This is a genomic window from Sphingobacterium yanglingense (assembly GCF_004363245.1).
In the GTDB taxonomy this organism is placed as follows: domain Bacteria; phylum Bacteroidota; class Bacteroidia; order Sphingobacteriales; family Sphingobacteriaceae; genus Sphingobacterium; species Sphingobacterium yanglingense.
This window is the reverse complement of record NZ_SNYV01000011.1, coordinates 94,244-115,232: the sequence shown is the minus strand read 5'-3', so window position 1 is coordinate 115,232 and position 20,989 is coordinate 94,244. Positions and strand designations below refer to the sequence as shown.

The following is a 20,989-nucleotide window of genomic DNA, read 5'->3' as shown; positions in this document are numbered from 1 at the left end:
ATTTTTACTGTAGATTTTTTGTTTAGGCCCCGATAATCGGGGCTTTTTACTGTCTTAATATTCACTTTCTGCAAAAAAGAAAAAAGCCTCCCATAGGGAAGGCTTTTGCGATTTATCGTATTACAATTTTGTAAAAAGCAACAACTACAATGTCGCTGCCAAAAACTTAGCCAGTTCCTCGCCGCGCAGGTTCTTCGCAATTATCTTTCCGTTTGGATCGATCAGAAAATTTGTAGGAATAGCCTGTACCATATACAGCAACTTCGCACCTCCCTCATCGTCTTTGCTATCCAAAACGTGAACAAAAGGCATATTATCTTCCTTCAAAGCTTTTTCCCAAGCGGGCTCGCTCGAATCAATAGATACAGCGAATACCTCAAAATTCTTATCCTTAAACTGATTGTAAGCCGCCTTTACATGTGGCATTTCCTTTCTACATGGACCACACCAAGAAGCCCAGAAATCCAACAGCACATACTTTCCTTTAAAAGAATTTAAAGCTACCTTTTTCCCATCCAACTGTGCCAACTCGAAGTTCGGAGCTAACTGTCCGATTTCCGTCCGGTTGTAGTTGTCCAAGTGAGACTGAAACCGCTGTAGATAATAACTTTCTTTTTTCACCTGACTTCCAAATTTTGAAAGAAACTCAGTCAAGCCCTCCTTGCTAGATTGAGGCGCGGCATATTGTGATGCAAATGTCGCTAAAGTCAGAGAGTTGTTATCCGAGGCGATTTTTTGCATAATCTCCTCGCGTTGCAATTTGTAAATAGAGTCCAACTTCTCTCCTTCTCTTTTGAGAACCTTTAGGTTTTCTTCCGTTTGTGCAACCGTATTATAATCGTTGAATGCTTTATTATAGGTTTTAGATGAAGCTTCTATCATTTTGGTAGTTGATAGATTTTTGAGAATTGCGTTAAAGTCATCCATCGCCTTAGAACCAATTATCTTCTCGTCAGTCAGACTACCATCTTTTATAGTTGCATTAACACGTGTTCCATCTACGCCCGCAATAAAAAAGATAGTAGGACGTTTCATCGATGGTCCCAAATCCCCCAAAGCTGGTACATGAATCGTATAGAAGCGTTGATCGCTAACATTTAATGGGATATGAAAGCTAAAGCTATCTTGAGCAGCAGCTACCGTCGCTACCACACCTTTCACTGGATCAATCAATTTTACCTCTTGGTTACCTAGCCCAACGAAGCGCCCACTTATCGTAACGGCCTTCTCCTGTGCATGGGCAAATGAAAGCCCACAGATCAGTGCCAGGCTCTTCAAAACAATCTTTTTACTGTTCATATCGTGATTTTAAATAATTAAGCAAATCTTCATGGTCCATATTCTGATGGATTACCTTTCCTTTTTCATCGATCAGAAATAGTGTAGGCAACTGCCTTACCGAATAAGCTTCCGCAATAGTACTGCCCTTGATTCCTTTAAGCTCAGAAACCTGTATCCAGGGAATTCCGTCTTTCTTTATAGCCTCTTTCCATAGGTTCTCTTTGTCGTCCATCGATACCGATACGATCTCAAAGCCATAGGTCTTATACTTTTCATAAGTAGGTACGAGTTTTCTGTTTGCTACGCGGCAGGGAGCACACCAGGAGGCCCAAAAATCAATCAGCACCACTTTTCCTTTCAAAGCAGCGAGATCAAAGCTCTTTCCATCCACCGTCTTTGTCCGTACCGCTGGAGCCGGTTGCCCGACCAGATACTCTGACTTTTTCTGCTCATAATACTTATCCAATTCCTGATAAGCACTGGAATAGCTCAAGCTCGTGTCAAACAAGGACTTCATCCGCTGCAACTTCAGGTAGTTCAAAACGGCAAAGTAAGGCCTATTGATTTCGATAATAGCCAATGAGTTCGGATAATTTTCAATATACCGAAAACGAGTTGAATCCAACTGTTCGCTCCACTCTTCCATCAGAAGGCTCAACTTTACCTTTCCCTCTGCATCAGCATCCTCATACTTACGTCCCAGTACTGCCATTGTATCTTGTACACGCTTATTTTCCGCTTCGTATCCTTTGGCAATAGCATTCTGAACTCCTCCGATCACTGGACTTGGCTTTGCCCAGTCTTCCTCTATACGAGTATAAAAAGTCGCAGGTTCCAAGTAAAACGATACACTACGACGTATACCTTTGACTCCGATGCTCGCCGAATACGCCTTATCCACCCGTCCCACAAATTCAAACTGATTATCTTTTACAGGAACTGAATCTAACAACTGACGTCCCTCTTCGAATTTATACAAATAGGCCCACGTCAATGGCTTACTACTATTGACCTCTCCTCTAATCTTAAAATTGTTTTGAGCATAAACTCCACCTATGGAGAGTATAACAGCGCCCAGCAGGCTATAAATTAATCTTCGTTGCATGTATATATGATGGTGTTAAAGTAAAAGCCATAGAGAATACAACTATCCTCCATGGCTTTTGGATATATTATCTTGGATTAGGTAAGATCTCAGGATTGAGCAACATCACGTTAGCGGGAATCTGACTCACGAAGTTCGGAGAACCTTTCTCCAATTTAAACTCTTGATACGTATTAGCGCGTTTGTATACTTTTGCAAACATCGGATCCTTGTCCAAACGTTTCATATCATACCAGCGTAAACCTTTGCCAAATAACTCGATACGACGTTCGTTGATTACCAACTTCAATGCTTCATCCTTATTTGCAGCGGTTAGATCCTTATAATCAGCTGGCGCAAATCGCTTCTTGCGAAGGGTATTCAGCTGCGAAATCGCTTCATTCACACGACCAGCACGAGCATGGTTTTCTGCTACAATCAGCATCATCTCTGGTACTGCGATGTTATAGTTCAAATCCGTATTAATATAAATTGGATAAGGCTCTTTAACAGGAACTCCTTGTCTGTCACTTGGGCTCCAGCCAAATTTCAAACGTAAATCCTTAGGATCAACGACCTGAAGCAGATCTGGTGAGATATAGGTATTTGTTAATATAGAACCAAAGGATGTAACATAATAAGATAACATCTCCGTATGTTGGTACGGGAGTTCTCTTGTAGCCCAACCCAGAGCTGGACGATCAGGATTTTGGAATGAAACTGTATTAAAATCAAAAAGTGCCGTATTATACTTCAGTGCCTCCTTCGCATTGATTGCGGCCTTTTCATAGTCGCCCATATTTAGATACACACGTGCCAGAATACCATTTACTGTTGCTTTACTATTACGGTACACATTTTGTCCTTTCTCTGGCAACAGTGGCAAAGCCGCAGTTAGATCGGATAGAATCAAATCGTAAACTTCTTTAACTGTAGCCCGCTTCGACTTTGCTTCCAGATCAGGTACAGTCACCAGCGGAACTGCCAAATCTGTTGCCGCAGTAGCCTCATTGTAATACGGCGCATACAGCAACACCAAGTTCAGATAAGCATAGGCACGGTTACATAGCGCATTTCCCTTTACTATATTCTTACGCTCCACTGTGCCATCCGTAACAGCATCTAGATTTTGGAGAATAATATTTGTATTATAAATATTATTATAATTCCCATTCCATGCTCCGTCAGCCTCCGTATTTTTATAATATTCTGCGGCCCAGATATATGTTTTAGAAGAAGCACTGTTCATGCCCGACTTCACATTTGCATCAGGCACAAAAATACCGTCCGAAAGGCGTTCCAAATAGGCATTACTATTACTTTTATAGGATGGATTGGACGATAATTCTTCATAATCCTGCATCGTCTTAGGGATAAATGGTCCTTTGGGTTGTACATTCAGGTAATCCTGACAACTGCTCATGGCTCCTGCTAATAATAGTGCAAAAAATATTTTTTTCATCAGTTTTTCAATTAAAGGGTAAAGTTCAAGCCAAAAGTGAACACCTTCGGTTCAGGCAACTGCAATAGAGTACCCGATACAGCTTCTGGATCGATTCCTGACTTATTGGCTTTCCATAGATATACGTTATTGAGCTGTGCTACCGCTCTAATACTTTTAAACGGAAGCTTACCTAATATAGTACGATCGCTAATCGTATAACCCAACTGTATCTCACGAACACGTAGGAAAGAAGCATCAAAAACCGAATTACTGGACCTTGTAGCCATTCTGGTATAGGTATCACTCAAATCCTCCATATCCGCAAGCGCGGGAATGTCCGTTTTATTTTCGTCCCCCGGCTGTCTCCAACGGTCAGCTATTTTGTTGTTATACGAACTATTCCAATCAAATCCATACATTGTTGGCATCTCCATCCGTGCTTTTTGACCAGCGTTGAATACCGTGAATATGGATAGATTGAACCCTTTGTAACTAAAATCATTATTCCAGCCTCCACTGTAGCGTGGACGGCTTGTACCATTCAATTCCAAAGACTCTAAGACAGGAACACGAACTTTCTCTCCATCTCCATTATAAGTCTGTGGTCTCCCCTTCTCATCCAAGCCAGCCCAACGGTAACTCCATAGCGACTCGCGCTCGTACCCTTCGAGATACTTCACGGTATTATTAACCCTGTTGATTTCTGGTGCCGAATCGGTAATCTTATTATAGAGTACCTTGCTCTTGTTATAAGCAAAGTTGACACGGGTATTCCAGCTGAAATCCTTTTTCCGGATGATACCAGCGGATACCCCCAACTCGACACCCTTATTCGACAATTCAGCTGCATTAATCGATGCATTTGTCAATCCTACGGTCGGATCCAACTCCTGGCTTCCCAATAAGTCAAAGCTAAATTTATCATAATAGTCAAACGAAAGCGTAAACCTATTGTGTAATAATCCAAGATCAAAACCAGTATTAAACGTTCTTGTTCCTTCCCATCGTAGTTTCGGATTCGGCGGGGTTTGCAGACGCGCCACATAATCATCCGCTATCGTATTAAAGAACCGAGTAGCAGTCAGATAAGTCGTGGTTGTATTACCCGCGTCAAAGTTACCAGTAAGCCCTGTGGTCACCCGAAGATTCAATTCCGAAATAAAGTCTGCATTAAAGAAAGGTTCATTATGCACTAACCATTTTCCCCCGACACTCCATAGTGGCCTTTTTTTCAGTTTAGCTTCTGCACCAAACAAATCTGAATAATCGGTTCTATAACTTCCCGTTATGGTGTATCGTCGATCATACGTATAAGCCAATGTGGAATAATACGAATATTTTCTACTGTCGACATAATTTGCCTTATTGTAAGAAGGAGTATTATATATCTGTCTTCTTCCTTCCCAATCTAAGACACCTGTTGCGAGAACCTTTGCGTCTACATCTAGTGAACTATAGAGATCGTCATTGAATCCCAATAAACGCTGTATATTTCCTTCGCGAATTGTTTTACTAATATCAAATCCAAACAAAGCATTGACATAATGTTTGTCTTGAATCGTTTTTACATAGTTCAACTGATTTCTCGTTGCCACTTCTCTATAAGCCGAATTCTGTAGATCTAAGACATCGCCAAAAGGTATATTCCTTACGTAAGCATCCTTAGCCTTATCATAACTCGTAAACTGATTCACCAACCTACGGGTAAAGCTTGTTTCTGTGTCATACAAATTACGTTGACCACCAGACTTTCGCTCATACACCACATTATTAGATAAGGTCAGACCGTCCATTAGCTTCCAATCTGCACCAATGATAGTCTTAATACCAAAACCTGTAGAACGATTATTTGCAAGTTCATTTTCCCGTAGCAGATTCACCCCATTATCTAAGTATCCTAAACCTAACAGGCGGTCGTTCTCGACCTTATTAAAACCAAAATAGTTATACACAGGCCTTCCATTTTCATCCTGTAGCATTTGGTAAGGCTGCAATTTTCGGATTTCACTCGTCAGTCCACTATAGCCCTGGTTCCCCCAATCGTATTGCATGGCAATATTGCTTCGCAAGGTCACAAAATCAGCAAGTTTATAATTCATTCGATTCGTCACCAATATATCCTTACTCTGCGTCTCTCTCGTACCAGCTACATTATGGCCAAAGTTAACACCACTATAGTAATCAAATCGATCCGATCCACCCGAAACCGAAAGGAAATGTTTTTGATTGACCGCATTACGCAATAACAGATTATCTATCTGAGACTGATTGTTCATTCCTGCCAATAGTCCTAGACGTCTATCTCTCTCGGCCAAATCTATGTCACCACGATCATAATCATTAAAAATTCCAATAGACTGCGAATACCCACTCGACGAACCGTCAAATATCGGTGCCATGATATAACCTTTATCATACTGCTCTTTTTCAAAATCAATTACATCTGCCGATGTAGCCCGTTGCAATGCCAAGTAATCGGGACGCATCTGCACACGCAAATTACCCGAATATTGGACAACCTGCGTACCTGCCTTTCCCTTTTTAGTCGTAATCACGATAACACCATTAGAAGCCTTTGCTCCCCATATTGCCGCTGCAGCTGCATCTTTCAATACAGTGATATTTTCAATCTCATTGACATCAGGCATCATGGTTGATGGAAAGCCATCGACAACCATCAGAGGTTCTGTCCCATTACTCAAAGAACTACCTCCTCGCAGACGCATATCCGATTTCCCGTCAGGAGTCTTGTAACTATTCAGTCCCGGTACAGCATTTTCCAAAAGATGGTCTAGATCGACATTATTCCGGCGTTCAATATATTCTTTGTCTATCGTATTTGTCGCTCCAGCAGTGTTTAGCTTAGAGAGACTCTGATACCCAGTATGTATAATATCCACATCCTCAAGCAGGGTTTCAGCAAGACGCAACTGAACCAAGACAGGCTGATTAGCTGTCTCAACAACATAGTCCTGTGGTTTATATCCGAGATAGCTTATCTGTACGTGTAATGGGAATTTATCCGTTGATATTTGAAAATGTCCCTTCGTATCCGTAACTACTGTAGTGTACTTACCCGAACTACTATACTTAATAATAGCTCCGGCGATAGATTCTCCCTTTTCATCAATGACACGTCCACCTATGTCCTGTTGTACAGCACGGATAGTTTTCCCACCCTTATTTGTATTGGACTTAATAATTACAGTCTTCTTATGTAAGGTATAATCGAGAGGCAATCCTTCAAACAGCGCATCCAGCACCTCATTGATATCACCTTTTACAGATACATCCACACGTGTTCCGGAGAAATCACCTCCCTCCCAGAAGAAATGATAACCACTGTCCTTCTTTAAAGTTTCAAAGATTTGGCTCAGACTTTTTTGCTTAGCTTGCACATTCAAGGTCTGTGCGTACGAAAAACCGGGAGTACTTTGTAGTAAGTACAAACAGAAGAGCGCTGTTCCAAACTGCTTTACAGCAGGAACACGGCACAACCGCCAGTTTTTCCTAAAGGTAAACTGTTTCATAAAATTCGATTAGATTAAATTATTTATTATTGTGTTAGTTTCACAACCATCTGATTATCTTTATTATACAGGCGATACTTCATCTTGTCCTGTATCAATATACTCAGCACCTCATTAAGTGAATATACCTTTGGTATATCACCATGGTACTCGCCATTAGGAAGACCTTCTTCAATCTCAAAACGGACAGAATACCATCGCGCCAATTGTTGACATACCTCTTCCAACGTCGCTCCATGAAAGCTAAAGTACCCATCACGCCAAGTCTGTGGTTCTCCTTCGCTGATGTTTTTAAAATCCAGAATATTCTTCGTTCTATCAAATAAACCTTGCTGTCCGGGTTTTAACAATACGCTCTTATCAAGACGATTAGCAGCATCCATCGTCTGCAATTTCACCGATCCTTCATATAGGCTCGTACTTGCAACCGCTTCATCTAGGTAATTCTTAATCCGGAACTTGGTTCCAAGCACCTCCACCATCTGCTGATCCGAATGCACCTGAAAAGTAGCATACCCCTCTCCTTCAATCATTTGCTTCGTAACATCAAAATATGCCTCTCCTTTCAGAAAAACCGTCCGGTTTGAACGGCCCAATTGCTTAGCAAATGTTAGCTCAGATGCAGCATTCAACCACACCCTGGTACCATCAGGTAATAGGATTTTACTCTCTGTACCGATAGGTGTGCGAACCGTATGCATCAGATTGGTCTCACTTTTCCCTTCCTGATATTCGTATGCAACATAACCATCGTTAGTTTTGTACAACAACAGTCCATCCGATACCACAGTATCTCCAACAGCTATGCTATTAATTGAAATAGATTTATTGTCCGCAGTAATGAATTGGGCTGAAGCAGTTGTATCCGCCACAATGGTAAGATTAGATTCGACAGGTTGTGCTTCCGTCTGGTAACGATATATCGAGATACCAATAGCGACTACAGCAACCGCTGCTGCTGCCCACTTGTACCAAGAGTAGAATGAAACTTTCCTTCCACCGGTATTGGGTAGTTGTCGCCCAATACGTTCCAAGCGGATTTGCATCTCAACATCATCTATCATGATAGGCTCACGAGCGCGCTGGTTGTACCAACTGTATAATTCAGAAAGTTCATTTTCTGAAATATCTCCGGCCTTATATTTGGCTATTAATTTCTGTACTTCTTCAGGTATCATGGTCAATGATAAAATTGCTTAATTATAGATAAGACAACTTCAACACCCCGAGGATATATACATTTTCAAAAAAAACTAACCCATCATCAGTAAGACTATGGATTTCAACACATTATTCTTTAAAATTTTCAAAGCCTTAGAGACCTGAAGTTTTGAGGTTCCTTCAGTAATCTGCAATAGCGAAGCAATCTCTTTATGACTAAGCCCATCCTTTCTGCTCAACAGAAAAACCTGTTGCATACGTTCGGGCAACTTACCTATCTCGACTTCGATGATCGATGCCAGTTCCTTCTCCAGTCCCCATTCATCCGAAGACTGCATCTCGATTTGGTGCTGATAAACAGCATGATCGATATACTTCCCGATTACCTTCTCGTGCTTTAGCTTATTCAGCACTCGGTTTCTTGTCATCCGATAGAGGTAACTAGCAATATTGATACCGTCAGGAATAAATTCACGCTTGTCCCATAAATCCATATAGACTTCCTGTACCACATCTTCGGTTTCATCCATGTCCCTCAAAATACCATACGCATGCCTAAAGAGGAGTTCCCGATATTGCTTAAAAGCCATATCAAAAGCCAAACTATTCCCCTCTTTAATGAGTTGACCTAAATTCTCTTCTTTAATAACAGGAGGCTTCATTTATTTAAGGATAAGCTTTTGATTAGTACGAAATGCATATCAAGTGCCAAACTTAGTAAATGAAGAAAGAAAATGCAAAGTTATATCGGATTACCTTCGCCCTCTAGTTCGAAAATTACCTCTCCCCCAAGCGTCCACACCATAGTCCCAAAGGCAGAGTTCCGATTATACACCCCACCAGCATTGAAAGAAGCAGCGAATGGCGTTATCTTATTGCCATTTATTCTATTGTCATGCCACCCCATCATTCCTCCATTCTGATTAAATATTCCTCCTCCGTAGGACATAGCAACTGAAGTAGCGGTATTAAAACCGATAATATTATCTATCCATAACATGGATCCTTCATTCACGTTATACACACCTCCTCCATACGCCAACGAAGTAGAGACAGCTATATTATTCTCAATTACATTGTCCTTCCATAGCATCGTTGATCCGTTTGAATTCCGGTTATATACCCCACCACCAAATGTAGCAGCAGCCAACGATGAACAAGAGACCGTATTATTTTTTACCGTATTATTGATCCAACTGATCGTCCCAGTTCCTTTATTTTCATTATAAACACCACCGCCATAAGCGTATGATGAAGACGAAGATGCCATATTATCAACAATTTCTAGGTTCCGAAAGGTGACAGATCCATCAGTCAACACATTATAGACTCCACCACCACAAGACCTAGAAAACGATTCACTATTGATCCGTATAAAAGTTCCTTTGCTCTCACTCCCTCCTCCACTGATCGTAAAACCATCTAGAAGAGACTTCTCTCCCATATCACCTGCCGTCATAACAACATGAAAAGCATTACCTGTCCGATTTGTAAGCTTCAAATACCTCCCTTGCCGGGCACCAGAATCATCTCCCTCATAATCACCGCTTAAAACACTTCCGCTTCCCCCCTTTGGTTTTAATATCCGATCTTCCATGCCCGGGTTGCCCGAAGTAGGAAATCCACCAAACAGTTGCACATCCTTCACCAGCAAGAAAGCACGGTCCCGCAGATCTTCAGGTGCATCAGTAAAATCCTTTCCCTGTTCCGGAGTGTACAGCGGTTGGTATACCCCCATCGCCACCCATATCTGCAGCGGATTATCCTTCGTCCAAATTCCCTTCTCCCGATTTTCGAAAGCCCATCGCAACGCATCTGCCAATTCGGTGACAGCATTTGCCCAATCAGCACCAGATCCGCTACCTCCTCTTACACTTTTATTGACATAAAGTATATTATCGCTTGGTGACAGATATAACGCTTTCCCAGCTCCATGAAACTCATAGGAACCAACACTGGCGACCTCGTTAAACAAACGGGCATCACCAAACAAATGTTCATTTGCCTTCAAAACCTAATTTTCTATAATGGTATGCACTGGTAAGCTAGCAAATATTTAGGGTTTTCCCTAATCTTTTGATAAAATATTCTACTTTTTTAGAATAAACAAATGCTCAATAAGGTTTAATCAGCAATAGAGCGACATCTTTCAGAATGTGGTTTTCAAAACAGGGAGAAATATATTCTTAACAGACAACTTTAGTCCCTTGCGAATCATAAATAGCACATAGCGATTTGTAAACATCTATAGCCCCGTTATTATACTATCCATACCTTTGAATTGTTTTATCAACATTATCAACTAAAAGCAACTACAAAAAATGACTACAGAAAGCAATGTAAAGACCGCCGCTGAAAAAGTTAAATCCTTTGCAATGGGTTTTATCGGATCCATGTTCGTCGCCCTAGGTTTCTCATACTTTAGCGAACAGTCCTCCTATCGCATCCCTAGAATACTACTCCCTGTGTACGAGTTCTTGGGCAATATAGGTTTAGCCATTGGACTCCTTATTTTAGGAGCTGCACTTCTTTACGCTGCGTATGCCAAGTTTAAAAACAATGGAGGTCGCCCAGCAGTCATATTGATCGTTCTTCCCTTGTTTCTGGTATTCTCTTTCGTCATTACCAAATGGACAGAAAATGGCAGCAAAGTAAAGGAAAAACAACAAATCAGCGGTAACAAGGACAACACAAACAAAGAAATAAGCCGTCCTAAACTAGACCACGAAAAAGCAAATGCCTACCTAGATCAGCTCGAACTTCTTGTTGACAAAATGACAAAAGCAAAGGAGCTGAAAGATGACACGGCATTCAAAACGCTGGAAGCGGAGTATTTTGAACAGATGAACCAACTTGCCGATATTATACCTCAATTGAGCAAAACGGATAAATATGCGGACTTTGCACACTACAATGCCCAACTGGCTCAAAAAATAAATCAGATGCGGGGAATTGAGTAAACGGAATATTCAACAACCATCACATCTCGAATCAACAAAAAAAGCCTGCACTAAATACATAATGCAGGCTTTTATATATATTCTATTATCTTATTGAGCAATAAACTTTGGATGGATCAGATTGTCGATAGAATAGACTTCATCCCATTTCATTTGACTTATCAACTGCCGCTCGACAACGACAATCTCATAAATAGATTTGCCTGTCGCAAGGGCCTCTTTTGCAATTGAAGAACATTCCTCATAGCCCAAGATCGGATTCAACTGCGTGACAATTCCTATACTCTGCATAACCATTTTCTTACTCCGTTCCGCATTAGCCGTAATTCCTACCACGCACTTTTCTTTGAGCGTATTGCAGGCTTTGGTTAAATACTGTAACGAAGTAAATAATGCCATCCCCATTACAGGTTCCATTACATTAAGCTGCAGTTGTCCAGCCTCCGCTGCCATAGTTACCGTTACATCGGCCCCTATAACGTAGAAACAGGTCTGATTCATCAATTCCGGAATAACTGGATTTACTTTTCCAGGCATAATAGACGACCCCGGTTGCATTGCTGGTAGATTGATTTCACTGATACCACATCTTGGACCACTGCTCAACAAACGCAAGTCATTGCATATTTTACTCAATTTTAAAGCATTCTGCTTCAGTGCGCCGCTCATCTGTACCAAAGCACTAGTATCATATGTTGCTTCGATTAGATCCGCAGCAAGTGTCACAGGGACTTGGCTAATATCTGCCAAATATTTAACACACAGCTCTGCATAACCTTCTGGTGCATTCACCCCAGTACCGATAGCGGTAGCTCCCATATTCACTTCGGTCAAAGATTGAGCTGCTACTTTTATATGTGCCACATCCTTGGCCAACGCCGTTGCGAATGCGTTAAATTCCTCACCTAATGTCATCGGTACAGCATCCTGCAATTGCGTACGCCCCATTTTCAAAACCCCGTCAAACTCCTTGCCTTTATTATAAAATGCAACCTGCAACTCTTCCAAAGCGGCTAAAAAAGAAGCGGCCTTAAGATAAAGTGCAATCCGGAACGCCGACGGATAGGCATCATTCGTACTTTGTGATAGATTGACATCATTATTAGGGTGCAGGTACTGATATTCGCCTTTAACATGTCCTAAATATTCTAAGCCCAGATTAGCGATCACCTCATTCGCATTCATATTGGTCGACGTTCCCGCCCCACCTTGGATAAGGTCACTCACAAATTGATCCGCAAATTCACCTGCGATCAGACGGTCACAGGCATAAGCAATTGCTTCCGCCTTCTTTACGTCCAACACTCCCAAATCCCTATTAGCCAAAGCTGCTGCTTTTTTCACATGACCAAAAGCTTTAATAAACAAAGGTTCACTACCGATAGATATTCCAGTAATATCAAAATTCTCCTTGGCACGCATCGTCTGCACGCCATAATAGCAGTCATTACTGATTTCTTTCTCACCCAAGAAATCGTGTTCGATTCTAAAAGTCGTCATTTCTTTATTTTTGTTTAAGTTGATTCCTTCAATCCGTTAATACCTTAAACCTATGGTGCTATTCTTACCTTCATTTCTATAGACTCTCATCCCCTACAGACGAAAAAGCATTAAGGAAAACTACTTCCAATACCATAAAAACCACTCCATTTGGAATGTCCAGGGCAAGAATAGAGGCATTTAGGACGGACTTTAAGCATTAATAACCGATTTCTGCCAAATTTAACAAAACTTCCCTCATAACGAAACGTTATTTTTCCAAATCAATTGAAAACAATTCTCCCTTTCAACCAGCAATCATAAAGGACAAAAACTTCTCCCCTTTTATAGAGCATATAAAAAAGGTTCCGAAATTCCGGAACCTTTTAACACCACTTACACACATTTTGACCTTATCGAAAGGTACATTCAGAATCACACCACTGATCCCTATTAAAATGAAATCTTAAAAAAAGCGCACATAAAAATACAGCACCATTACAGTAATTAGTAACCACCAGATAGTAGGGTTACGCATACCGCGATACAGTTTTCTTTCCTCGCTTGGTATCTTATACATATCTTTTGTCAACACCAGGTTCTGTAAGCGATCTGCATTGACAGCCGGAGTCAGGAGACTCACGACAGCACACACGATCATACAGCTCCAGAATACAATCCCCGTTCTATTAAAGAAAGGCATTTCCGGCAGCGCATATTCTAAAGCCAATGACAAAGGTATAGTCAGCAGACCTGCGGCCAATGCTCCCTGTGAAGTTGTCCTTTTCCAGAATACACCCATTAAAAACATGGTAGCTATCCCCGGTGTAAATAAGCCATACAGATTCATCAGATACAGAAAAACAGGTTTATCCGAATAGCTTATCAAGGTCACAGCACTTAGAATCCCCAATATAATGATCGCCACGCCAGATCGCTTACCAAAGCGCACAGCTTGTTCATCAGTTGCATTTTTATTGATATATTGACTGTACACATCTACCGTCAATATAGTCGTACAAGAATTGATAGCTCCGGAGATATGCGACATGATCGCCGATATCAGCCCGGCCATCACTAGACCAATTAATCCTTTAGGCAGCAGAGTCTCCACCAAAGTAGCAAAAATCAAATCCGGCTGATCTAATTTTGGTAAAAACCTAGGTGCCACCAATGCAGGTATCGTTATAATCAACGGAACCAAAAACTTTAGATAGTCACCAAAGATCACCCCCATCCGACCATGCCATTCATTTTTTGCGGCCAATACACGCTGTACGATAAATTGATTGGTCGCGCAATAAAACACCGATATACACAGCAAACCGCCCAAATACATTGTCCAGGGAAAGTCGGGATCACTTGCTGGATAGAACATCTTCCAATCCTTAGTAGACTCCGTAACAGCTTCAAATCCACCGGCTGCATTGATCGTTGCAAAGGTCAATATCACACCGCCCAATACCAGAATAACCAGTTGAACCATCTCTGTCCATATTACAGCCTTCAACCCGCCCAATACCGTATATACTCCTGTCAGGATAGCCATTCCAAAAATACTATATAGTATAGGTATACCAAATAAAGCATGTAGCGAGAGACCGCCAAGATAAAGTACTGCACCTATCTCTACGAATACGTAGGTAAACAATATCAATATCGCATACAAGACCCTCGTAGCACCTCCGTACCGCTTCTCTAGGTATTCGGGTACAGTATAAAAGCCATTACGTATATAAAACGGCAAAAATATCCAAAGCAACGCGTTAAAACCGATCAGAATTGCTCCCCATTCCAGTGTTATCGCAACAAAACCTCTGTCATAAGCTGCTCCCATTGCGCCTACCAAATGATGACTACTGATATTCGCAGCAATAATACTTCCCCCTATCATCCACCAAGGCAATTTATCGCCAGCAAGAAAATAGTCTCTTTTCGAATCAGAACCTTTCCTTGAGGCGTAGAGCCCCAATGCTACGATACCGACAATATAAACTGCGAAAATGACAATATCAATCCAATCAAGCTTCATCTTTCAAAAGTTTTGTAATTCCAATCTTCGTTTCTTCAATCAGTATCTCCAAGCTTCCTTTCGCATATGGGCTCTGCCACACCGCATAGATATCCTTATCATACAAATCTGCTGTCGCAAGGTATCCTACATAACCATTTGCTATATTGATAAAAGCGATGCAATGATTCGGAAATGCTTCCCGCACCGCTTTCTGAAACAAGGAATAAGCCTCATTCGCCTGTGCTACGACAATAGCATTTCCCAATTTCCATAACCACACCGGTATCGACGCCTTTTGCTTTTCGCCAATGCTCTTGCGCGTGTTATATTTACGCCATAAGCGATCTTTCAATACCCGATCTGTACAGGCCTCATATTCTTCAAGTATAGATTCTAGGCTGGGCAACACCTTGTAAGGTACTTCGACATGAATCAACCGTGGTTTCAAATTCCTGTTCAGAGAAACTTCTTTCTCCTTCCAACAGGCCAAAGGTGCCCCAGAAACCAACGCTTTCTCAAACTCCCAATTCCGATCTGCAGTTCCAACCTGTGCCAACGTCGATAACACAGCATACCCCAGCTGTCTACCATTTGCTTCTACATAAGCAGGTTCCTTTACATACTGCTTCTTGGGGGCCAAATCACCTGATGCCCCTTGTATAAACAAACAGGGCACTCCAATTTCGCGCTCCACCGTATTGCGCATTTCACCGACATAATCCGGCGAAATAAGATCATTCTCATGGGCAAAACTAGTAGGATGACAAGCATAATTACAAATGACCGCTCGCAATTCTCCTTTATCGTCCCTAATCTGCCCCACCAACAACGTATTATCGGGTATTCCAAGTGGGTTGAAGCCAATTAAATAATCACTATCGACCAACAGATCCCGATTGCATGCCAAATCGCAAACCCCATAGCTCCAGTTCATATCCCCCTCAAAGAGTTTACTAAAGCCCTCTTCAATACATTCAATTGCTTTCTCCTGTATAAATTCAAGATAAGCCGGAATCAATTCGCCTCCGGGCATGTTTACATCCGTCGAGCAGATACTGGGGCCTGCGTGGGTATGCGACAGCGCAAAGACCAATTGACTTTCTTCCAGCTGAAAATAGTTCAACAGCGAACTTCTGATCTTCCGTTCGTCCTCGGCATTTTTCCACCACCCAAGATCAGCTGTCAACAGAACGGTACGGCTATCACCACTGACTGTACACAGGCAGTGCATCAATAGCGGTTGATGGATCCCTAAGGCTTGATCAAAGGGAGAAGCGCCCCAATTGCGTGAATAGATACCAATAGGTGGTGTTATATCCCGTACTGCCAAGCCAAACTGGGCACCAAAATTACTGTTTACATCCTTTAATGCGTTCTTTGCTTCCATCCCGTTATGGTCTTACTAGTGACAGACCACCATCCAATATGATAGAAGCTCCGGTCAAGTGTCTACATTGTTCCGAACACATCCAAAGCACCTGTTGTGCGATCTCATCGGCTTCCAGAATTTCACCAAGTGGTACGACAGAAGCAGCTTCCTGTTGCAAATCTGGATTTTTAGCCCAGACCACCTTGCTCAAGCCTGCATTCACATACCCCGGCGCTATTTCATTGACACGGATACCATGCGCAGCATATTCCAAAGCCATACTCTGGCATAACATGCGGACAGCTGCCTTAGAAACACTATATGCAGGCAAGTTAGCATGAACAGCGTGTCCGGCCCAACTACCCAAAAAGATAATATTTCCAGCAACAGTGTCTTCAATAAAATGCTTAGCACAGCCATTAGCCATATAGAAAGCGCCATCTAGATTCACATTCATTTCACTCCGCCATTCGGAATCTGAGAGCTCCTTGTAATTCTTCAAAGTTACATTGGCTGCATTAGCGATTCCAATTGCAATCGCGCCAAACTGTTCCCTTACAGCAGCAATCCAATCTGCGACTTGCTCTCCCTGAGAAACATCGACCTGTGCATAATGTATATGCACAGATTCATCATTCAATAGCGGCTGTCTTTCAGCAGCTACCGCTGGAGAGAAACGATCCGATATTGCCACGATTGCTCCTTTATCCAGAAAAGTCCTAGTTATTGCTTTACCAATATCCCCTAGACCTCCACTGATCAATACCACTTTCTTATCAAATTCACCCATCGTTTTTTTCTGTTTACCAGTCCCCTATACTACCATCTTTATAGAATGTACGTTGCAGTATCTCCTGCTGAAAAGGATGTTTTTTAACCTCTTCTTCATTGATTTCAATACCTAAGCCCGGTCGGCTGTTTGGTAAAACAATCCGGCCTTTCTCCTGCACGGTGAATCCTTCCGACACCACATCCTGTCTCCATTCTACATCCTTATGAACACTCTCACAGATTATATAAGAAGGTGTAGCAAATCCCAGCTCAATAGAGGCAGCTGTACTTACAGGTCCTTGCGGATTATGCGGCGCCATCGACACACGATAAGCATCAGCTAAAGCGGCAATCTTCCGGGCTTCTGACAGGCCACCACAGTGGGTAATATCCGGCTGGATAACACTCACCGCCCTTTTTTCCAGCATATCCCGGAAAGCATGCAAACCGACCAAGCGTTCTCCCGAGGCTATAGGGGTCTGTACCGCCCGTTGTATCAACGCGATATCTTCCATACTCTCCGGCCAACAAGGTTCCTCAAAGAAATACAATCCATAAGGTTCTAAAGCTTTGGCAAACAACATCCCCATACGCGGGCTAGGGCGCGCATGGCAGTCCACCATAATATCAATATCGTCTCCCACAGCATCACGCATAGCACGCACGCAAGCTTCTGCATATTTCACCGGACGCAGTCCTTCCAACGGCATAGTCTCTGGCACAGCCATAGATTTAAACGCAGTAAATCCCTCGTCTACGGCTTTCAATGCTAAATCTCCAAAGCGTTTTGCATCATCTGGAGCAGTTTCATAAAAATCTTCCATACGTCCACCGCCCAGATGACAATAAAGACGTATATAATCCCGCACGCGCCCTCCCCAAAGCTCATGACAAGGCACATTATGTATCTTTCCTAAGATATCCCATAGCGCGATATCTATACCGCTTATTGCCGTTCCTCGGACAATCCCATTGCCATGCCAGAAGTGCTGCCTGTACATCATCTGCCATAGGTGTTCGATACGACGGGGATCTTCACCGACCAACAATTGTGATATATCCTTGATCGCACCTACCACACTCTGTGTATGCCACTCTAGCGTAGCTTCACCCCATCCCCACAATCCAGGTTGGTCCGTAACAACTTTGACAAAGATCCAATTCCTCATGCGCGCATGGCACACATAGGTTTCAATAGCGGTTATTTTCATATACGGTTTACTTATTTTCTAACTATCATTAACTTGCCCAGTCGTCCACAACAAACTTCCTAAAGCCTATTCATCAGGATAACCTATTTTATCTACCTCTATTCTCCTTGACATGACTGTTTCAGAAGAACACAATATTTTAAAGGGCAAAAATCATTAAGAATGTATCAGTGTAACAAATATCCATTCGCACAACACATTCGGTTTATTTTGGTACCGACCCACCAAAGGAAGGTCGATGTATTCTATTAAGGCTTTCGATACCTTATTGGATATAGCACTGGGCCAATCTTCTACGTTGACGCCCAATGCTACTTCCTTATATAATTCTATTGGGCTTACAGACTTTTGATCACCCGTTCCGTTGCTTCCAACGTTTTCACAATATCATCTTCCGTATGCGCAAAAGAGATGCTTCCCTGTTTAATTGCCGCAGGAAAATTAAAAATTCCTTCCTTGATTAGATTCTTACGGTACTTTATATCCAGATCAAAATCATGGTTATCTAAAATATCATGATAATGAACAGGAGCATGATCCATAAAATACGTACAGAATGCGGATCCCTGACGAGCGACATAAAACGGCACTCCTAATTTAGGAAATATTTCATTATACCCCTGCTCCAAAAGCGCTCCTAAGCGCTCTACATGCGTATACACCTGATATTCTGCGCTAGAAAGTTTCTTCAAGGTCGCTATAGCTGCCGCTGTCGTCAATGGGAAAGCATTGAACGTACCAGCTATCATCACTCTCTTAGATTTATCAGGATCTACAAAGTAATCCATATACTTCTTTTTACCTGCTATAACGCCCAATGGATACCCATTAGCTACCGCTTTACCAAAGGTCGAAAGATCTGGAACCACTCCACAGATAGACTGATACCCGCCCAACGCATGCCTGAAACCCGTCTTTACCTCATCAAATATCAATAAAAACCCTTGCTCATCGGCAAGTTCACGTAGCCCCTCTAGGTATCCCAACTTCGGCTTCACAATCCCCACATTCTGCAATATAGGCTCTAATAAAATACAGGCCACTGGATACTTCTCCGCGATATAACGTACACTCTCCAAATCATTATAATTTACAACGTGTACGAGATCACTATGGCTCTTTGGCACCCCCGCGCTTAAACCGTCAAAAGGATACTCGCCCGGACTGCTGAATCCGCCCACATCCGCCCTCTGACTAATCACGTTACAGGCCACATCATTATGCCATCCGTTATAACCGCCTTGCATAACGATGATATGATCCCTTCCTGTCACCGCACGCGCAATACGCAATGCGTGATAAGTAGCCTCCGAACCTGTTGTCGTGACCTGTATACTCTCTGCGTTAGGTACTGACGCACAAAACAACTGAGCAAACTCCCCCTCCAACAAAGTAGGCCCCGCTCCCATCAACACCTGTTGCTGCTCAATCGTCCGTAATACCGCTGCATTCACATCGGGATCATTATGTCCTAAAAAGGAAGCTGCAAACCCCGCTTGATAATCGATATACCTATTGCCGTCGGCATCCTCTACCTGACTACCACTACCTTTGACGAAACAGATATTTGGATCTGACTTCCGATTCAACGATACCACTCCTCCTGGTATCCATTTTGCATTCTCCCGCAGGATAGCGGCAGATCTTTCATTTCCTTGCATGCCTTTAATATAGTTTTGCTGTTATTTTTATAATTGGGTGCCTCTGTTTAGCAGAAAAACACATCTATAACCAGTTATTTAATGTATACTAAAATACAATAATAATGTATACATTTAAAATGTTTTTTAAAAAAATATGCTGCGAAGGAAAAAAAAGAATACGCACACACACTTCACAGGAAGAAAAAGTATATTTACAACACATGACAACAGAACTGATCAACGATTTAAACTTCCCCGAAGGCCCTGCTTTTGACAACAATCGAGACATCTGGTTAGTAGAAAAAGAAGCCGGAAACCTTATTTACTACAAAAACGGACAATATCAACGCATTTATGTTGGCGGCCACCCCAACGGAATAGCAATAGACCAAGATGGCATCATCTGGTTCTGTGATTCTCAACAAAATGCAATCCGTCAGTATGTACCTATACAACAGCAATATAGCACCGTCGTAGATTCCATCAATGGAAAACCTCTAAAAATGCCCAACGACCTTTGCTTCGACCAACACGGAAATCTCCTTTTCACCTGTCCCGGCGACCGCCTTGACGACGGCAGCGGATACCTCTGCAGCTTATCCACAGATAGAAAGTTACATATCATTCACAGCGGTATGTACTATCCAAATGGACTTGCTTTTTCATCAGACGGACACACCTTATATATTGCCGAAACAGGCAGTAAATGGATCTGGTCCGCTCACTGGAATGTCGACGACAAAAAACTGGAAAAAGTTAAGCAATTCGCCTACGTAGGGGGAGATGTAGGCCCAGACGGAATAGCTTTTGACACAGAAAACAACCTGTATGTAGCACTGTATGGTAGTCAAAAAATAACCGTTCTCAATACCGAAGGGCTGACAATAGACGAGATAACACTCGGTTACCCCAATCCGACCAACTGCGCCCTAGATCCTTCAGGGATACAGGGATTAATAATTACAGAAGCTAATAACGGACAACTCCTTCAATTCAAGACCAATAAAAAAGGCTTATTGTAATTACAATAAGCCTTTTTTAT

At 42.2% G+C, this 20,989-nt stretch carries 15 protein-coding genes; 2 read left to right on the top strand and 13 right to left on the bottom strand.

Annotation, left to right across the window (positions count from 1 at the left end):
• Nucleotides 1-144: 144 nt before the first annotated feature.
• The 7 genes from CLV99_RS02700 to CLV99_RS02670 form a co-directional block, all read right to left on the bottom strand.
• Nucleotides 145-1,299 (bottom strand): TlpA family protein disulfide reductase, encoded by a 1,155-nt coding sequence (locus CLV99_RS02700; protein ID WP_133582947.1) that lies wholly within the window; start codon nt 1,297-1,299, stop codon nt 145-147.
• Complete coding sequence (locus CLV99_RS02695) at nt 1,289-2,386, bottom strand: TlpA disulfide reductase family protein (RefSeq protein WP_133582946.1); 1,098 nt, start codon at nt 2,384-2,386, stop codon at nt 1,289-1,291. Before CLV99_RS02695 ends, CLV99_RS02700 begins: the two co-directional genes overlap by 11 nt.
• Nucleotides 2,387-2,453: 67 nt before the next feature.
• The gene (locus tag CLV99_RS02690; protein WP_133582945.1) at nt 2,454-3,827 is read right to left on the bottom strand and encodes a RagB/SusD family nutrient uptake outer membrane protein; all 1,374 of its coding nucleotides are present in this window, start codon (nt 3,825-3,827) and stop codon (nt 2,454-2,456) included.
• Nucleotides 3,828-3,838: 11 nt separating this feature from the next.
• A complete protein-coding gene (locus CLV99_RS02685; protein WP_133582944.1) occupies nt 3,839-7,339 on the bottom strand; it encodes a SusC/RagA family TonB-linked outer membrane protein in 3,501 nt (1,166 codons plus the stop codon).
• Between the two features lie 26 nt (nt 7,340-7,365).
• On the bottom strand, nt 7,366-8,517 hold the full coding sequence (locus CLV99_RS02680) for a FecR family protein (RefSeq protein ID WP_133582943.1): 1,152 nt from the start codon (nt 8,515-8,517) through the stop codon (nt 7,366-7,368).
• Between the two features lie 75 nt (nt 8,518-8,592).
• The gene (locus CLV99_RS02675; protein WP_133582942.1) at nt 8,593-9,162 is read right to left on the bottom strand and encodes an RNA polymerase sigma factor; all 570 of its coding nucleotides are present in this window, start codon (nt 9,160-9,162) and stop codon (nt 8,593-8,595) included.
• 80 nt (nt 9,163-9,242) lie between these two features.
• On the bottom strand, nt 9,243-10,511 hold the full coding sequence (locus CLV99_RS02670) for a hypothetical protein (RefSeq protein WP_133582941.1): 1,269 nt from the start codon (nt 10,509-10,511) through the stop codon (nt 9,243-9,245).
• Between the two features lie 310 nt (nt 10,512-10,821).
• Between CLV99_RS02670 and CLV99_RS02665 the strand changes: the two genes are divergently transcribed.
• Nucleotides 10,822-11,460: a hypothetical protein gene (locus CLV99_RS02665; protein ID WP_133582940.1), complete on the top strand. Its 639-nt coding sequence runs from the start codon at nt 10,822-10,824 to the stop codon at nt 11,458-11,460.
• A gap of 90 nt (nt 11,461-11,550) precedes the next feature.
• Here the strand turns inward: CLV99_RS02665 and aspA are convergent, their stop codons facing one another.
• From aspA to CLV99_RS02635, 6 genes are all read right to left on the bottom strand, one after another.
• Entirely contained in the window at nt 11,551-12,960 is a 1,410-nt protein-coding gene (aspA, locus tag CLV99_RS02660; RefSeq protein ID WP_133582939.1) for an aspartate ammonia-lyase, read from the bottom strand.
• Between the two features lie 445 nt (nt 12,961-13,405).
• Entirely contained in the window at nt 13,406-14,971 is a 1,566-nt protein-coding gene (locus CLV99_RS02655) for an SLC5 family protein (RefSeq protein WP_133582938.1), read from the bottom strand.
• Nucleotides 14,961-16,340, bottom strand: coding sequence for a hypothetical protein (locus tag CLV99_RS02650; RefSeq protein WP_133582937.1), 1,380 nt, complete (start codon nt 16,338-16,340; stop codon nt 14,961-14,963). Before CLV99_RS02650 ends, CLV99_RS02655 begins: the two co-directional genes overlap by 11 nt.
• Nucleotides 16,341-16,344: 4 nt before the next feature.
• The gene (locus CLV99_RS02645; RefSeq protein ID WP_133582936.1) at nt 16,345-17,112 is read right to left on the bottom strand and encodes an SDR family NAD(P)-dependent oxidoreductase; all 768 of its coding nucleotides are present in this window, start codon (nt 17,110-17,112) and stop codon (nt 16,345-16,347) included.
• A 13-nt stretch (nt 17,113-17,125) separates the two neighbouring features.
• Nucleotides 17,126-18,304 (bottom strand): galactonate dehydratase, encoded by a 1,179-nt coding sequence (dgoD, locus tag CLV99_RS02640; protein WP_133582935.1) that lies wholly within the window; start codon nt 18,302-18,304, stop codon nt 17,126-17,128.
• 338 nt (nt 18,305-18,642) lie between these two features.
• Nucleotides 18,643-19,965, bottom strand: a complete 1,323-nt coding sequence (locus tag CLV99_RS02635; RefSeq protein WP_133582934.1) for an aspartate aminotransferase family protein — start codon at nt 19,963-19,965, stop codon at nt 18,643-18,645.
• A gap of 203 nt (nt 19,966-20,168) precedes the next feature.
• On the opposite strand from CLV99_RS02635, the gene CLV99_RS02630 reads away from it, so the two are divergent.
• Nucleotides 20,169-20,969: an SMP-30/gluconolactonase/LRE family protein gene (locus CLV99_RS02630; protein ID WP_162849984.1), complete on the top strand. Its 801-nt coding sequence runs from the start codon at nt 20,169-20,171 to the stop codon at nt 20,967-20,969.
• The last annotated feature ends 20 nt before the right edge of the window (nt 20,970-20,989 follow it).

Coding starts and splice junctions, on each gene's coding strand:
- CLV99_RS02650 (WP_133582937.1), bottom strand. CDS start 16,340: ATGGAAGCAAAGAACGCATTAAAGGATGTAAACAGTAATTTTGGTGCC.
- CLV99_RS02635 (WP_133582934.1), bottom strand. CDS start 19,965: ATGCAAGGAAATGAAAGATCTGCCGCTATCCTGCGGGAGAATGCAAAA.
- CLV99_RS02665 (WP_133582940.1), top strand. CDS start 10,822: ATGACTACAGAAAGCAATGTAAAGACCGCCGCTGAAAAAGTTAAATCC.
- CLV99_RS02655 (WP_133582938.1), bottom strand. CDS start 14,971: ATGAAGCTTGATTGGATTGATATTGTCATTTTCGCAGTTTATATTGTC.
- CLV99_RS02675 (WP_133582942.1), bottom strand. CDS start 9,162: ATGAAGCCTCCTGTTATTAAAGAAGAGAATTTAGGTCAACTCATTAAA.
- CLV99_RS02630 (WP_162849984.1), top strand. CDS start 20,169: ATGACAACAGAACTGATCAACGATTTAAACTTCCCCGAAGGCCCTGCT.
- CLV99_RS02680 (WP_133582943.1), bottom strand. CDS start 8,517: ATGATACCTGAAGAAGTACAGAAATTAATAGCCAAATATAAGGCCGGA.
- aspA (WP_133582939.1), bottom strand. CDS start 12,960: ATGACGACTTTTAGAATCGAACACGATTTCTTGGGTGAGAAAGAAATC.
- CLV99_RS02690 (WP_133582945.1), bottom strand. CDS start 3,827: ATGAAAAAAATATTTTTTGCACTATTATTAGCAGGAGCCATGAGCAGT.
- dgoD (WP_133582935.1), bottom strand. CDS start 18,304: ATGAAAATAACCGCTATTGAAACCTATGTGTGCCATGCGCGCATGAGG.
- CLV99_RS02700 (WP_133582947.1), bottom strand. CDS start 1,299: ATGAACAGTAAAAAGATTGTTTTGAAGAGCCTGGCACTGATCTGTGGG.
- CLV99_RS02645 (WP_133582936.1), bottom strand. CDS start 17,112: ATGGGTGAATTTGATAAGAAAGTGGTATTGATCAGTGGAGGTCTAGGG.
- CLV99_RS02695 (WP_133582946.1), bottom strand. CDS start 2,386: ATGCAACGAAGATTAATTTATAGCCTGCTGGGCGCTGTTATACTCTCC.
- CLV99_RS02685 (WP_133582944.1), bottom strand. CDS start 7,339: ATGAAACAGTTTACCTTTAGGAAAAACTGGCGGTTGTGCCGTGTTCCT.